Source organism: Moorena sp., from assembly GCF_982860115.1.
Genome location: NZ_CEYLVT010000114.1, coordinates 8,493 through 23,676, shown reverse-complemented (window position 1 = coordinate 23,676; position 15,184 = coordinate 8,493). Strand labels below are relative to the sequence as shown.

Genomic DNA, 15,184 nt, shown 5'->3' with positions numbered 1-15,184 from the left:
CTACGCAAGATGCCAGTTCTACGCAAGATGCCAGTTCCACGCAAGATGCCCATTCTACAGGTGCGACCCAAGGCCGCGAGCAATCCCTCGCGGCCTTGGGTCGCACCTACTCTTAAAATCATTCTATTATTCAGCAACGCCGAAGGTCGAAGGTCGAATTCCCAATTCTAAATTCTAAATTCTTAATTCTTAATTCTAAGGTTATCAAGGTGATCTGGGCTAGATGTGGGTTTGGATGGTCAATTGCCGGGTTTGGATGGTACATTAGCTGCAACAGTATATTTTGTGATCAGTGATCGACACCCCCGGTTCGCATCTACTATTGAAAATTGTATATTTACTTGGAGTGGTAAGCCATGGTGAGGCAGATTGAAACCCTATCAAGACCAGCTCTGCAAACGGAAGTATCTCGCTTGCGGGAAGAGTTGCAGCTTAGAGACCAGTTAGTGCAGCAGCTGTCTCAAGAACTATTCCGCTTGGTGAAGGGGAATGCTAACTTCAAACCTCCCCAAGAGGTTTCGGAGCGCCATAAGGCTCAGATGGTGGTCTTGCGAGAACAGTTGCATGATGTGGAGCAGCAGGTGGAATTTTATCAACAGCAAATTGCCACCCGTGACACGGAAATTAAGCAATTGCGGGATAATGTAGAAGAATTAACCGAGCGCTCCCGTCAGCTAGAACAAGTTGTACAAGAGCTACCAAAAATTTATCACCAGAAGTTTTCTGAACGGATGGCACCAGTTAAAGAGAAGGTGACCATGTTACAGCGGGAAAACCGACAACTCCACGCTGAACTACAGAGTGTCAGTTACCGACTAGCTGTTAGAAGCCGCAATATCACCCGGGTTGATCTACCGAGCTTCAATCGTCAGAATGCTAGTCCAATCCCAACGTTTGGTAGTGTGTAAAAGCCTTTGGGTTAGGGGTGACTCATCTGGAAGGTTGAACGCGCACGCGTGGCCTTTTGGCCAAGGTTGGGTTGTTGAAGGTTGGAAGGTTGGGTTGTTGAAGGTTGGGTTGTTGAAGGTTGGAAGGTTGGGTTGTTGAAGGTTGAACGCGCACGCGTGGCCTTTTGGCCAAGGTTGGGTTGTTGAAGGTTGGAAGGTTGGAGGTTTCTGTTAAGCTGACGGCTGACAACTGAGGGCTGACTGCTGCTGACGGCTGACAACTGAGGGCTGACTGCTGCTGACGGCTGACAGCTGAGGGGTGACTGCTGACGTTTATTGCTTGGTTTGCAACAGTTAACATTGGGGAAAACTTGGGGAAAACTTGGGGAATACTTTCAACAAATCTGTCAACTTGCTAACTTGTTAACTTGCCAACCCTTCGACTTGCCAACCCTTTGACTTGACCACCCCATATCATGAGCTACTGTCTTAATCCTAAATGCCAAAATCCCCAAAATCCCAATCAGGCCAGGTTTTGTGCCTATTGTGGCTCAAGATTACGATTAGGCGATCGCTTCCGTGCTCTGAGGCTAATTAGTATTGGTGGTATGGGGCGCACCTTTCTGGGGGTGGATGAGGCAGATGATAGCAATACTAACTGTATCATCAAACAGTTATCCTTACAACAGCAGGATACCAACAATGCTCAGAAAGCGGCTGAGTCTTTCCGCCAAGAAGCTACTAGGCTGCAAGTTCTGGGACAACATCCTCAGATTCCCGAACTTCTGGCCTATTTTGAGGCGGATCATCAATTAAGTATCGCAGGAGAACCTGCTCTAGTTCACAAGTATATCGATGGGCAAAGCTTAGCCACAGAACTGGAAACAGAAGGGACGTTTAGGGAAAACCAGGTTCGGCAAGTCCTGATTGAATTGCTGCCAGTGCTGCGCTTTATCCATAGTCATCAGGTAATTCATCGGGATATCAATCCCCACAATATCATTCGTCGCCCTCCTCCTGAGTCCTCTTTGTCCAAGTTACCAACACAAAAAACCAGGAAGAGGTTTTATTCTTGGGGGGGAAGGGGGAGCGAATTTTTTCTGGTGGATTTCAGTGCTGCTAAGCTGACTACAAAAACTGTGCTAGCACGAACGGGAACTATGATTGGCTCTGCGGCTTACACGGCTTCGGAACAGTTGATGGGAAAAGCGATCGCAACCAGCGATTTGTACAGTTTAGGGGTTACCTGTATTCATCTGCTGACCAATGTTCACCCCTTTGATATGTTTAATAGTCTAGAAGGGAAGTGGGTTTGGGTCGATTACCTCAGGCAACCTGTGAGTGAGCAGCTTATTTGCATCCTCAACAAAATGGTAGAAAATTTACCAGACCAACGCTACCAATCAGCCATTCAAGTCCTAGCAGCACTTGGTTTACCAGAGGATTTCGCTGCTATACCAGTAACGTCTTTATCTACAACAGTTACCCCTAAGTTTGATACTCCTACTTGGAAATGTGTACATACTTTTTCCGAAGAGTCGAGTGGAATTAATTCTATCGCGTTTAGCCCGAATGGACAAACTATAGTTAGTGGTAGTACAGATAAAACTATCACGATCTTTAACTGGCAAGCTAAAACAGTGGTAGCCAAACTTTCAGGACATTTAAATGTGATTGAGGCGGTTGGGTTTAGTCCAGATGGAGAAATTATCGCTAGTAGCAGTTGGGATCATACCATTAAACTATGGCATGGGGATACGGGAAATTTAATCCATACCCTTTGTGGACATTCTGCTTGGGTCAAGTGTCTGGCAATTAGTCACAATGGGCAATTACTAGCTAGCGGTAGTGCAGATCAGACTATTAAACTTTGGATGCTGAAGAAGGCATCATTACAGACAACTTTGTTTGGCCATTTAGGAACAGTTAACGCAGTAGCTATTAGTAAAGATGGACAACTCCTAGCTAGTGGTAGTGCTGACAAAACCATTAAGCTTTGGAATTTAGCAACCGGTAAGCTCAGCGCAACGATTACTGGACATTCGGCATCGGTAGAGTCACTCACCTTTAGCCCTAGTGGTCAAATTTTAATTAGTGGCAGTGCTGATAAAACCATTAAGATTTGGTTGCTCAAGAGGGATCGGTATTTACAAATACCAAAGAAACCGTTGCTTACTCTCACAGGACATGGGCATGCTGTTAAATCTATTGCCATTAGCCCTCAAGGGAATACGTTAATTAGTGGTAGCGCCGATAAGACTGTCAAAATCTGGCATCCTGGTAGTGGTGAATTGCTCTATACTCTTACCGATCATTTAGGCGCTGTTACTACCGTTGCTATTAGCCATGATGGTGCTACCATTGCTAGTAGTTCTCAAGATAATACGATTAAGATTTGGAAGTTTGAGTGATTGGGAGAAAGGGAACAGGGAATAGGGAATAGGCAAGAGGCAAGAGGCAAGAGGCAAGAGGGAAAAAAACCTGTGTACCTCATAGGTATGAGAAACGCTATAGGTACCCTAAAGATAGGGTTTATTTTAGTTGATTTGTGGGAGTGTAGCTAGGCTCTAATACTCTACTGCCTAAACTTTGGAGTTAAACTGCATCTATGGACAGACTCCGATCACCCCTATGGAAATTACGATCCCACTCCCCGATGAAATTGCTAGTCAACTCCAAGTAGGTGACCTCTCCCGCAGAATACTTGAACTGATCGTGGCTGATCACTATCGTCAAGGTCAGCTTGGCGCTGCCCAAGTTCGCAGAATCCTTAACTTCTCTTCTCGCTGGGAAACCTACCAATTCCTCAAGGAGGAAAAAACTTACCTTCCCTACACGGAAGCTGACCTAGACGAAGATAGCCAAACCCTTGACAATCTATTTTCAAAAGCTTTTAAATAAGCATTCCTAAAATACATGGCAACGTCTCTAATAAATCCTAATCAAGATTTCGCTTTATGGGCTGTGCTGCTGTCAGCAGCAACAATTGGGTTCTGGGCAGAACGAACTCCGTGGGGAGCTAAACTATCTGGGGCGGTTGTCACCATTTTAGTAACGTTTATCCTATCCAATCTTAGGATTATCCCACCGGATGCTCCCGCCTATGGTGTGGTCTGGTCTTACTTAGTTCCTTTAGCTATTCCTTTACTACTATTCCAAGCTGACTTGTTTCGGATTGTGCGAGAGGCTGGACCTACTTTAATTGCTTATGGAATTGGTGCAGTGGGAACAATCTTAGGCACAGTAGTGGCTTACTATCTGATTCCTTTAGGAGAGGAAGGTTGGAAGTTGGCAGCAATTTTTTGTGCTACCTATATTGGTGGTTCAGTTAATTTTGCTGCAACCGCTGAAAGCACTGGGTTACGAGCAGGAGATTTACTGAGTGCTGGGGTAGCAGCAGATAATTTAGTGATGACCTTGTACTTTTTAGTGCTGTTTTCTTTACCTTCAATCAAGTGGCTACGGGGAATTTTCCCTACCCAGCGCTCCCATGAGAATACTATTTCTAGCCAGTTTAGTATCTTTGACTCTCAGTCTCGACAACAACTCTCTGTTATGCAAATCAGTTTCGCATTAGCTATTAGTATGACCACTTGTGCTGTAGGTTATGGTCTCGCTAGCTGGTTGGGCTTCAACAAAGGGGGAATTCTGGTAGTAACAGTTTTAATTGTAATGCTAGCGACTGTATTCCCAGGCTATTTGGGTAGGATAACCGCTGCAGAAAAAATTGGCTATCTGCTGATGCAGATATTTTTTGCTGTAATTGGAGCCAGCGCTAATGTGGAAATAGTGCTACGAGTGGGATCAGTTCTGTTTATTTTTGCTGGATTAATTCTCGCCATCCATTTGTTAGTGCTACTGGGAGTTGGACGATTGCTGGGTTTAGATTTAGCTGAATTAGTAATTGGGTCCAATGCTAATATGGGTGGGCCAACTACAGCAGCGGCTATGGCGACAGCACGGCAGTGGGATAAACTAGTTACTCCTGCTATTCTTTGCGGTACTCTGGGTTATGCAGTAGCTACGTTTATTGGTGTAGGGTTAGGAAATTTTCTGCGCTCTTTGGGTTGATATAGTATTTCTATTTGAGTTGTGAACAGAATCCCTGTCTTGATGCAGTCGCTCATGGGGGAAACCCCCAAGACCGCGCTGCATCGCTTAGGGAAAGGCAAAAGGCAAGAGGCAAGAGGCAAGAGTTAATCAACTATATAGGGATTTTTGGTAATGAAAAAAACTGTAATCCTTGTCAGCCATGCAAAGCGCGAGTGAGGGGAACTCCCTGATTGCCTTTACCGTAGCGCCATATCACAAAATCCAAGGCAATTTAGCAGACGAATTCCAGGGTTTCTCCCAAGGCTCACCACCAACTTCTAATCCACATAACTTACTTTCAGCTATCAAAATCGGTTCAACGTTATCCCCACGTCGTTGTTTAAGTTCCAACCTCAGGTGACCTTGCATAGTATCTCGGCAAATGAAATCTAACCCCTGTTCCGTGGGAGCTCTTAGAGGTGTACCAGGTAGATCGGTTGTGCCAGTTAACTCTACTTCATACTCACCATTGCGCCCTTGCATCTGCCAATTTCCCCAAGGCTGGATCTGCCAGCTTACTTCTGAATTCCAGGGCACGAATTCAGAAAATTTACCTTCGTAGTGAATGCCAATCAAAGCAGCAGCCTCTGCCAACCCCATTACTTCCCGTCTACCACCACCAGCAGTCAGAGCCAGGTCTGGTTGATCGGTAAAACTGTTGCAATTGAGCCAAAACCACTTCTTAGGAAAAGCACGACCCCAATTTTTTTCCCCATAGGCCGGGACATTGGTAAAATCATAGAGCTTACCATTCCAATCAATCCAGCCAGTAGCTAAACCGTGAGCCATCAAGATTTGCCATCCTGGTTCAAATATCTGTAAAAACGAAAGCCAGCCAGCAGTTGATTGCTGGGGTTTTCCGAGATCTCCCCAGCCATAAATCGGTTTAATTTCATAGCGCCAATCACAATAGCGTCCGTTGGCTGGGTCCCGAATAAACCCTTGATTCAAGGTAGCTGTAGCCTGATATCCTTCCTTGATTTGATACTCAAATTTATCGGGGTCAAGGTATTGAGGAGTAATTTGTAATTTCGTTTTACCCCAATGTCCTAGACCTAAGGATTCCGATGACCCCCAAAACTGTTCCGGATGGGGAAAGGTACGACACAGATACTGATCATCAGGGCCTAGAATTTGGGCTGAACCACCACTAGAGGGTTGACCACCGATGGGGTCTTCAATGGAATACATAAACGCAAACGTCTGACCACAACTGGGTAACGTCACCCGATAGTACCAACCTTCAAAAAAACGTCCGCTCTTTCCGTCCCAGTGATATCCGCTGTGGGGTGTTTGAAAAGGATGTGCCATAGACTAGGGTTTTGGTAGCTTGGGGGATTTTGCCACTAAATATTATAAAGTCAACCATGAACTCTAACCCTAGAAGGGTTGAAAGTTAGCAGGTTACATGTTGCATGTTGGGCAAATAACCTTAAACTCAATCACCAATAACCTTGGCCAAAAGGCCAAGCTACGCGAACAACCAATAACTTTAAACCTTCAACTTTAAACCTTCAACCAAATAACCTTCAACCTTGGCCTTTCGGCCACGCTACGCGAACAACCAAATAACCTTCAACCTTTAAAATCCCTAATGCCCGATAACAAGGTATTCACACCGGAAATCACTGCTGATGGCTCATTCACCTTCTTTTGTTCAGAAATTGGTGAATCCTATCACAGCCGACAAGGTGCCATAGAAGAAGCTCAGCTCAAGTTTGTCAAACCTTGCCAACTAGCGGAAAAAGCCAAACAGCCAGTGCTACGGTTGTTGGATATCTGTTATGGTCTAGGTTACAACACAGCTACTGCCCTAGCGGAAATTTGGACACACAATCCCCACTGCCATGTCCAACTAGTTGCCCTAGAATTAGACTCTACCGTACCACAAGCTGCGATCGCTCAGGGTTGGCTGAATCACTTTCGTGATCCTATCCCCCAACTATTAGAGGCTCTGGCAACTACTGGACTGCTTGAAACCCAGCAATTGCAAGCTCAACTCTATCTCGGTGATGCCAGAGAGACTATCCAACAGGTGCAACAAGCTAACTTCCAAGCTGATGCTATCTTTCTTGACCCCTTTTCCCCACCCAACTGTCCTCAATTATGGACCCTAGAATTTATTCAAAACTTAGCCCAATGTTGCTCAGACACCGGTAGACTAGCCACCTACTCTTGTGCTGCAGCGGTTAGAATTGCTCTGATCACAGCTGGGTTTGCGATTGGCTCTACCATTGAAGTGGGAAATCGACAACCCGGTACTGTCGCTAGCTTTACTGAAACTGATTTACCTAGCTTATCAATCCGAGAGCAAGAACATTTGGAAACTCGTGCCGCTGTACCTTACCGAGATCCTAATTTATCAGACTCTGCCTCAGATATTTTACACCGACGTCGCCTAGAGCAGCAAAACTCTTTACTTGAACCAACCTCCCATTGGAAAAAGCGTTGGTTGAGAGAGCAAAGGGAATAGGTAACATAGTCATAATACGGTAATTTTTGACTTAATTAGCAATTAATCAGAGTTTAATCGGGAATAATCCTATTTATTCTCCCAATAAATTCATCATTCTTTTCCTGAATTATTAATTCTCTCTCCTGCATCTTTAAAAAAACTGCCAATTTATGACATTGAACTGAAGTCAAGTCTTAGTATGATAGGGATGCAAAGATGGAAGCAAAAAGCTAATCTATGGTTGCAGTAGCAATTCTAGCGGCAGGACGCGGAACTCGCATGAAATCTGACCTGCCCAAAGTCTGTCATCGTTTGGGTTCACAAACTCTAGTGGAGCGTGTGCTCAACAGTTGTGTTTCTATTAACCCCTCGCGAGTGATCGTGATTTGTGGCTATGAGAGTGAACGGGTAAAAGAAAGTCTGAGCGCCTACACGAATGTAGAATTCGTTGAACAGAAAGAGCAATTGGGTACTGGTCATGCCGTCCAGCAACTCTTGCCCCACTTGGCAGACGATACCGGAGACTTACTGGTCTTAAATGGTGATGTTCCCTTGTTGCGTCCCGATACCATTAAACGACTATTAGAAAGCCATCAAGCCCATAACAATGGCGCTACGATCCTAACTGCCCATTTGCCCAATCCCACGGGCTATGGACGGGTTTTCTGTGATAGTAACAATCAGCTGCAACAGATTGTGGAACACCGGGATTGTACTGATGCTCAAAAGCAAAATAACCGCATCAATGCTGGTGTCTATTGCTTCAACTGGTCTCAATTGGCTTTGGTCCTACCAAAACTGTCTGCGGATAATGACCAAAATGAGTATTACCTAACGGATGCGGTTACCATGGTTAATCCAGTAATGGCAGTGGATGTGGAAGTAACCCACGAAATTCTCGGGATTAATGACCGTAAACAGCTAGCCATGGCCGAGCAGATTTTGCAAGAGCGGGTTAAGGATGACTGGATGAAGGCAGGGGTGACATTAATTAACCCAAACAGTATCACCATTGATGAGACTGTCCAATTGCAACCTGATGTCACCATCGAGCCCCAAACTCATTTGCGGGGTAAGACGGTGATTGGTGCTGGTAGCAGGATTGGCCCAGGGAGTCTGATTGAAAATAGCCAGTTGGGTGACAAGGTGACCGTGCTATATTCAGTGGTAAGTGATTCTGTGGTTCAAGATGGCACCCGTATTGGTCCGTATTCTCATCTTCGGGGTAATGCCCAAGTAGGAGAATCCTGCCGTATCGGAAATTTTGTGGAACTGAAAAATACTCAGATAGGCGATCGCACTAATGCCTCTCATCTATCTTATTTGGGAGATTCTACCCTAGGGTCACGAGTGAATATTGGCGCAGGTACGATTACTGCCAATTACGATGGTGTTAAAAAGCATAAAACCGAGATAGGCGATCGCACTAAGACTGGCTCGAATAGTGTGCTGGTGGCACCACTGACCTTAGGAGAGGATGTCACTGTGGCCGCTGGTTCTGTGGTTACCAAGGATGTCCCAAACGATAGCTTGGTGATTGCTCGTAGTAGAAATCAGGTCGTTAAACCCGGTTGGCGATTAAAGACTACTGAAGATTCCAACAGCTGAACAAGGATAAGTGATGGCTGTAAGTTGATCAGGTTGTTGGACAATGAGCTAAATTGGGTGTTTCAAGAGGAGCAATAGGGGTAACAGAACTAGGTGGCAACAAGCTTATGACTAATAACTGCGATAATATTTATTGATAGAAATTAATCTAGCCCTATGACCTGGGAAATTGCTTCTGTTGTTGCTAAATCTGTTGCGCCTATTTTAGGGGGAAAAATTCAAACTAGGCTAACTCCTGCCGATATCCAAAAAGCACTAGAGGAAGCACTAAAAGCTGCCCTAGTGCGAGAAGAACCGTTGGCACCAGAGCAGCGCCTTTTTTATTATTCTGCTCCTGATGCGATCGCGCTTTTTCTGGAAGACTTTTTCCAACATAAAGAAGTACATGAGGAATTACACAAACCCCTCCAACAGGAGAACAAAACAGCATTAACCTCTTTACTTGTGGAAAAATTTAAGCAGGTAGCCTTAAACCATGCCCCCACTCAACCACAAGATAGTTTTATCCTTCCCTGGATGGAAACTTTTGTCAAAACTTATAGTGATAAAACCCGCAGTTATTTACAATTTCAACTAACTAAGGAAAACTATTTCCGGCAAATTTCTAACCAGATTGATCATGTTAAGTTTGCTGGGATGTTGGTAGCTACCCAGGATGGAAACCATTCCCTTAAGCTTGACCAAATTTTTGTCATGCCTGAGGTAGAAGTGTTACATCCTCCCAGTAGTCAGCGACCGTTAGAGTCGTGGGCTTTTCACCCTCAGGTAGCATTACCCGGTAAGCAATGGCAACCATTGCGTACGCAAACGGTAAAAAAAACTCTTGCCCAATATTTATTAGCGGTAAAAACCTGGCAGGCTACCTCTGCTAAATCCCGGAACGTGATACTACTGGGTCCGCCTGGTTCAGGTAAAACCACCTTAATGAATTATGTTGCTGTAATGTTAGCCCAGAAGCAACCAGAAGCAATTGGGTTAGTGCCAGATATTGACTGGCTGCCGATTTTAATTGATATCCGGGATTGGGCGCAGTATTCAGATATCAGTATTCTAGAGTATGCACGGCAGTTTGCTGAAAAAACCCTATTGGTGAAATCCCTGCCTAAAGGTTTCTTTGAACATTGGCTGGAAGATGGACGGACAGTGCTTTTGCTTGATGGGCTTGATCACGTTACAGAACCAGCCAAAGGTGAGCAAGTCGTAGGGCAAATTAAAGATTTTATCCAGCAATTTCCTAACAATTGGGTAATTATAACCTCCGATAACGACCGTTACTCTAACTCAAATACCCCCTGGAATTTTTTCTGGAACCAAGAATTTTATCACTATCAACTTCAGTTATTTGATGACAGTAAAATTGAAGAATTTATTCAGCGCTGGTACTATAGTCAGATTCAAGACAAAGCAGAAGCACAACGACTTAAAGAAAGCCTGAGCAACTTACTATCTGAGCATCAGCAGATTAAAAACCTGGCAATAAATCCCTTATTGTTAACGATTATTACCCTAATTCACCGCTATCATTTCCGATTGCCTTTGGAGCGCTATCAGCTTTATGACCAGGCAGTAGACCTGTTATTAACCTCCTGGGATAATCAACCAGATCTTAGTAATAATCAGAAGCTGAAATATCTGAGATTGAATGATTGTAGACGATTGATGGAACGTCTCGGGTATTGGATGCATACCCAGGAGAGTAAAAAAGAAAAAGATAAAAAGGATAAAAAAGGTAAGATAGTAATTAATCGAGATGAACTGATTGCTTGGTTTGGTAGAGAAATTCAAACCCTGAAACAGATTCAGTTATACGAGGCCAAGGCAGAGGCAAAACGGTTGGTTAATGTAATTAGCGTTCGCGTAGCGGCTCCAAAGGAGCATCGCACTGGCATTCTAACACAACAAGGGCTAGATGGTTACGCCTTTATTCATAAGATATTTCAAGACTATTTGTGTTCTCAAGAAATTATCTATAAAGCCGATAATGAAGGTAATTTTGAGATTATCCTGACTCATATCCAAGACTATCTCCATGACTCCCACTGGCAAGACGTATTGCTGCTACTAATTGCTCAGCTTAAGCCAAAAAAAGCCGCTAAAGCAATTCAGAAAATTTTAAATCATGACAGTGAGTATGAGTCTTGGTTACATCGGGATTTATTATTTGCTGCCACTTGCCTTACCGAAAATCCTCAACCCTTGAACATAGCAGATAATTCATTACTGCAAGAAATTTTAGCAGCATTAGTTACCCTAGCAGCCAGTGATTCACGGCGAGTTGGTTACCAAATTCATCAGCAAGTCTTTCAAATCCTTTCCGACTTGAATCAGACTGAGATTAACCTTGATGTTTTACAACTATTGAAAGATAGAGCAAACTCTCAGAAAGATACACAATCCCAGGAAACCCAAGTCAAATTAAAGCAAAACCAGTTAGGCCAAAACCAATTAGGGCAAAACCCAACACTCCTCAAAACCTTTTTGGCAGGGCTACAGGATAATAATGATACCGTGCGTCACCAGGTCAGTGAGATATTAACTAGTGATAGATTAACTAGTGATAGATTAACTAAATTAGACTCTCCTGACTATTATCTCACTACTACCGATCACACTACTCTTCCAAAAAATCCTCAGAACTCATCACTAAGTACTATTGTCAGATTAGACAATACTTCAGAAAGCTTAGTAAATACACTGCTGAGCTGGCTAAAAGATGACGATGCTACGGTTCGTTCTGAGGCAGCTTTAGGATTAGGTGAATTGGGTCAGGTTTCTGAGCCAGTCGTGAATAGCTTGTTGATGCGGCTAAACGATAAAAATGCTCGTGTTCGTTACTCCAGTATCTGGGCATTGGGCAAATTGAAGCAGGGTCGTAAAACCGTTGTGAGTGCCTTATTGACAAGGCTAAACGATAAAAATTCTCGTGTTCGTTGCTTGAGTGCTTCGGTGTTGGGTAAATTAGACCAGCCTGGTGAAACCGTAGTCAGTGCTTTAGTTACATGCCTCAAAGATAACGATTCTGATCTCCGTTGTGCCGCTGCTACTGCTTTAGGTCAGTTAGGTAATGGTCAGTTAGGGAACCTTTCTGAAATAGTTGTCAGTGCTCTGCTACCACAGCTAGAAGATGAAGATTCTGATGTACGTTGTGCCACTATTAATGCCTTGAGCCAGTTGGGTAATTCTTCACAAGTTGTGATCACTGCCTTGCTGGGGTGCCTCAAAGATGAGGAGTCTGGTGTACGTGGCTCAGCTGCTGAGACCTTGGCTGAGTTAGGTAAACCATCTAGTTATGTCTCCAGTGCTCTTGCACAATGGATTGAGCTGCACCAAGCCTCAGACTATGTGGGTAGTGGGATTGATGCTCTATGGAATTTGGAGATCGCACAGTAGTGGACTGGCACACCTTAAATGTTGCTTTAGAAAAATACCAGGATATAGTTTTCACAAGGGTTTAGCTGAAAAAACTATTACACTATTTTAGCTGTGTCAGTCCAGTAGGTTATTAGTAATTGGTCATTAGTCATTAGCAACTACGATCAGAGTAAATTTAAGTCACCAAAGACTAATGACTATCGACTAAGGATTTCAGCCTCCTGTATCCGTAATTTCTCAGATACCCTTAAATCGGCAAAAATTCCACATCCTTAGTCATATTCAACGTATCCACAATCTTTTCCCCAGTATGATAAGCCCCTAGCAGAACTTCGCTAGTTTTGCCCCATGCGATCGCACCATTAGCATCTAGAGCGATAGCTGCAAAATCTCGCTGATTCTTCCGAGCTTCCTTAAATGAACGCTCCATGGCATTCACCAGGGATGAACCATCAGTGACTCGCACCACAATCCGTGCTGCTAGACACTCTTCCATAATGTCTTCCCCAATACCGGTGCAGCTCACTGCTGCATCAGAAGTAGCGTAATTTCCTGCTGGCATCGCCGAGTCACTGACGCGACCAATCCGTTCAAAACCCTTACCACCAGTAGAGGTCCCTGCTGCCAGATGACCCCGGCTATCTAGTACAACCACACCAATGGTTCCCCGTCGAGCTTCAGAGTTAGTAACCAATTCGTCCTCAGCAATAACTCCCGCCATTTTATGGCTAAAGTTGGCCTGCCTTTCTTGGAGCCACTCTTGTAACCGCAGCTTTGTCATAGGATTGTAAACCGGGAGTTGCAGGTCTCGCAACAATTCTGCAGCTCCATAGTCCGACAGCACGCGGTCATCGGAGCCTTGCAAGGCTTCTGCCAGCTGAATTGGATGCTGCACTCGCGACACATTAATCACACCGCTGAAGCGCTGAGATTGACCTTCCATCAGGGACGCACTCATCCGGATTTGCCCATCTGATTGCAACACCGAGCCGGTGCCAGCATTAAAGCGCGGGTCATCTTCTAAGAGTTGGCAGCCTCGGACAACAGCATCAGTCGAACTACTACCGTTCACTAACAAGGCATAAATCTCCTCAATAATTGAGTGGAGGGACTTGCGAATCGCATCAGCCCCTCCTTTGCCTTTTATAGAACTACCAGCACCACCGTGGATAATGACTTTGGGACACACCGTCTTCACAAACATACACAAGAATGAAGAAAAGATTAAGGATTAAAACATTTAGTGTGAATTATGAGACTCTGATGTGTCAAGTATGAAAATATACAAAACCAGAATAATTGACTAATAAAACTCCTCGATCCACCCCTGGTTATCCTTGATCTCTCATCCCTGCTTCACACCAGATTTCCTTCTGCGACAGCGCTCTGAGCAATATTTAACCTCCTCCCAACAATCTTGCCATTTTTTGCGCCATGTAAAGGAACGTTGACAAACAGGGCAAATTTTTGTTGGCAGGTTTGATTTCAATTGCTGGCGTGTCATATTGGTTTTATTATAAAATATGAATACCTATAATTGTAACAAAACATTAACCTAAATGAAGTTTAGTTAATGTTTTTTACAGAAGTTAATTATATGCCAGGGCAAACCCATCTAAATTCCACACTCCTTATCCAGTAAGGATTTGATCAATTCATGAAAAACAAGACTTGATCCCTGAAATTCTCACCTAGCCTGCCTTTCAAACATCAGATGGGTTTGCACTAAATTATATGCCGGTTAATTAGTAATCGTTAATTAGTAATCGTTAGTTGCTAATCGTTACTTGGTAATTGGTAATCGTTACTTGGTAATTGACCATTTTTTAGTGGGGAATTGTCTATAGCCATGTCCATATAGGTTGTGAAATATCACCGAAGCCGGATGCCCAGAATAACAATGATTTTGGGTATTTTGGGTTTCTGTATGTTATACAACTCGTTTATAAAAACGAAAGCGTTTTTGATACTATTTTTCATACTTATGAGCTGCAAAGTCCTGGGTTTTAGGGATTAGGGAGTAGGCAATTAGGAGTAGGCAATTAGGAGTAAGCAATTAGGAGTAGGCAATTAGGAGTAAGCAATTAGGAGTAGGCATAAGCTAATTGACTCTACATCATTACTAGGAGAAATGCTATAGTGATGGACGAAACCACTCTTCTCACCTTTCCCAAATAATCGATAACAATTAATCAAACTAACAATTAATCAAACTAACAACTACTCAAAGAACCTATGCAACCTATTCGACAAGGCGACGTTATTTTAATTCCTGTAGCGCAAATCAATGGACAACAGTTACCTCACCTAACCCTAGCAGAAGGAGAGGTGACTGGACATTCTCATCGCATCAGTGATGGTGTTGCTAAGTTATACGAAAAAAATGGCATTCTTTATCTACAAGTTCTGTCAGAAACAGCAACTTTAACTCACGAAGAGCATCAGCAAATTGAGCTTCCCCAAGGTAGCTGGATGGTGCGAATTCAACGGGAATATGAACCTCAAGGATGGCGATATGTTGCTGACTAATATCATCTGCGGTTGACTTTTATATTGCAAAGGCAACAGGCAACAGGCAACAGGCAACAGGCAACAGGCAACAGGCAACAGGCAACAGGGAATAGGGAACTTCTTATCCAAAATCCTCATAATTCATTTAGGAGCCCTAGTGAAACTTGATAACTTGTAACCTGAAACTTGTAACCTGAAACTTGTAACTTGTAACTTGTAACTTGTAACTTGTAACTTGTAACTTGTAACTTGTAACTTG

Annotated in this window: 11 protein-coding genes; 8 read left to right on the top strand and 3 right to left on the bottom strand. The window is 43.8% G+C overall.

The window, feature by feature from the left end; translation table 11 throughout:
• The first annotated feature begins 356 nt into the window (after positions 1 to 356).
• The 4 genes from AC4II3_RS19210 (at position 357) to AC4II3_RS19195 (ending at position 4,958) form a co-directional block, all read left to right on the top strand.
• Positions 357 to 908, top strand: a complete 552-nt coding sequence (locus AC4II3_RS19210) for an Npun_F5560 family protein (RefSeq protein WP_488015806.1) — start codon at positions 357 to 359, stop codon at positions 906 to 908.
• A gap of 455 nt (positions 909 to 1,363) precedes the next feature.
• The gene (locus AC4II3_RS19205) at positions 1,364 to 3,298 is read left to right on the top strand and encodes a protein kinase domain-containing protein (RefSeq protein ID WP_488015808.1); all 1,935 of its coding nucleotides are present in this window, start codon (positions 1,364 to 1,366) and stop codon (positions 3,296 to 3,298) included.
• A 220-nt stretch (positions 3,299 to 3,518) separates the two neighbouring features.
• Complete coding sequence (locus AC4II3_RS19200; RefSeq protein ID WP_488015810.1) at positions 3,519 to 3,788, top strand: UPF0175 family protein; 270 nt, start codon at positions 3,519 to 3,521, stop codon at positions 3,786 to 3,788.
• A 15-nt stretch (positions 3,789 to 3,803) separates the two neighbouring features.
• Positions 3,804 to 4,958: a DUF819 family protein gene (locus AC4II3_RS19195; RefSeq protein ID WP_488015812.1), complete on the top strand. Its 1,155-nt coding sequence runs from the start codon at positions 3,804 to 3,806 to the stop codon at positions 4,956 to 4,958.
• Between the two features lie 234 nt (positions 4,959 to 5,192).
• On the opposite strand, the gene AC4II3_RS19190 is transcribed toward AC4II3_RS19195, so the two are convergent.
• Entirely contained in the window at positions 5,193 to 6,290 is a 1,098-nt protein-coding gene (locus tag AC4II3_RS19190) for a tocopherol cyclase family protein (RefSeq protein WP_488015814.1), read from the bottom strand.
• 283 nt (positions 6,291 to 6,573) lie between these two features.
• Here AC4II3_RS19190 and AC4II3_RS19185 point away from each other — a divergent pair, with 283 nt between their 5' ends.
• From AC4II3_RS19185 to AC4II3_RS19175, 3 genes are all read left to right on the top strand, one after another.
• On the top strand, positions 6,574 to 7,452 hold the full coding sequence (locus AC4II3_RS19185; protein ID WP_488029570.1) for a tRNA (5-methylaminomethyl-2-thiouridine)(34)-methyltransferase MnmD: 879 nt from the start codon (positions 6,574 to 6,576) through the stop codon (positions 7,450 to 7,452).
• Positions 7,453 to 7,671: 219 nt separating this feature from the next.
• Positions 7,672 to 9,042, top strand: a complete 1,371-nt coding sequence (gene glmU / locus AC4II3_RS19180; RefSeq protein ID WP_488016729.1) for a bifunctional UDP-N-acetylglucosamine diphosphorylase/glucosamine-1-phosphate N-acetyltransferase GlmU — start codon at positions 7,672 to 7,674, stop codon at positions 9,040 to 9,042.
• A gap of 156 nt (positions 9,043 to 9,198) precedes the next feature.
• Positions 9,199 to 12,432 (top strand): NACHT domain-containing protein, encoded by a 3,234-nt coding sequence (locus AC4II3_RS19175; RefSeq protein WP_488029568.1) that lies wholly within the window; start codon positions 9,199 to 9,201, stop codon positions 12,430 to 12,432.
• A gap of 229 nt (positions 12,433 to 12,661) precedes the next feature.
• Here AC4II3_RS19175 and AC4II3_RS19170 read toward each other — a convergent pair whose 3' ends face one another.
• On the bottom strand, positions 12,662 to 13,618 hold the full coding sequence (locus AC4II3_RS19170; RefSeq protein WP_488013172.1) for an isoaspartyl peptidase/L-asparaginase: 957 nt from the start codon (positions 13,616 to 13,618) through the stop codon (positions 12,662 to 12,664).
• Positions 13,619 to 13,759: 141 nt separating this feature from the next.
• Entirely contained in the window at positions 13,760 to 13,918 is a 159-nt protein-coding gene (locus tag AC4II3_RS19165; protein WP_083305674.1) for a DUF2256 domain-containing protein, read from the bottom strand.
• 731 nt (positions 13,919 to 14,649) lie between these two features.
• Here AC4II3_RS19165 and AC4II3_RS19160 point away from each other — a divergent pair.
• Positions 14,650 to 14,943, top strand: coding sequence for a DUF8820 family protein (locus tag AC4II3_RS19160; RefSeq protein ID WP_488013174.1), 294 nt, complete (start codon positions 14,650 to 14,652; stop codon positions 14,941 to 14,943).
• Positions 14,944 to 15,184: the final 241 nt, after the last annotated feature.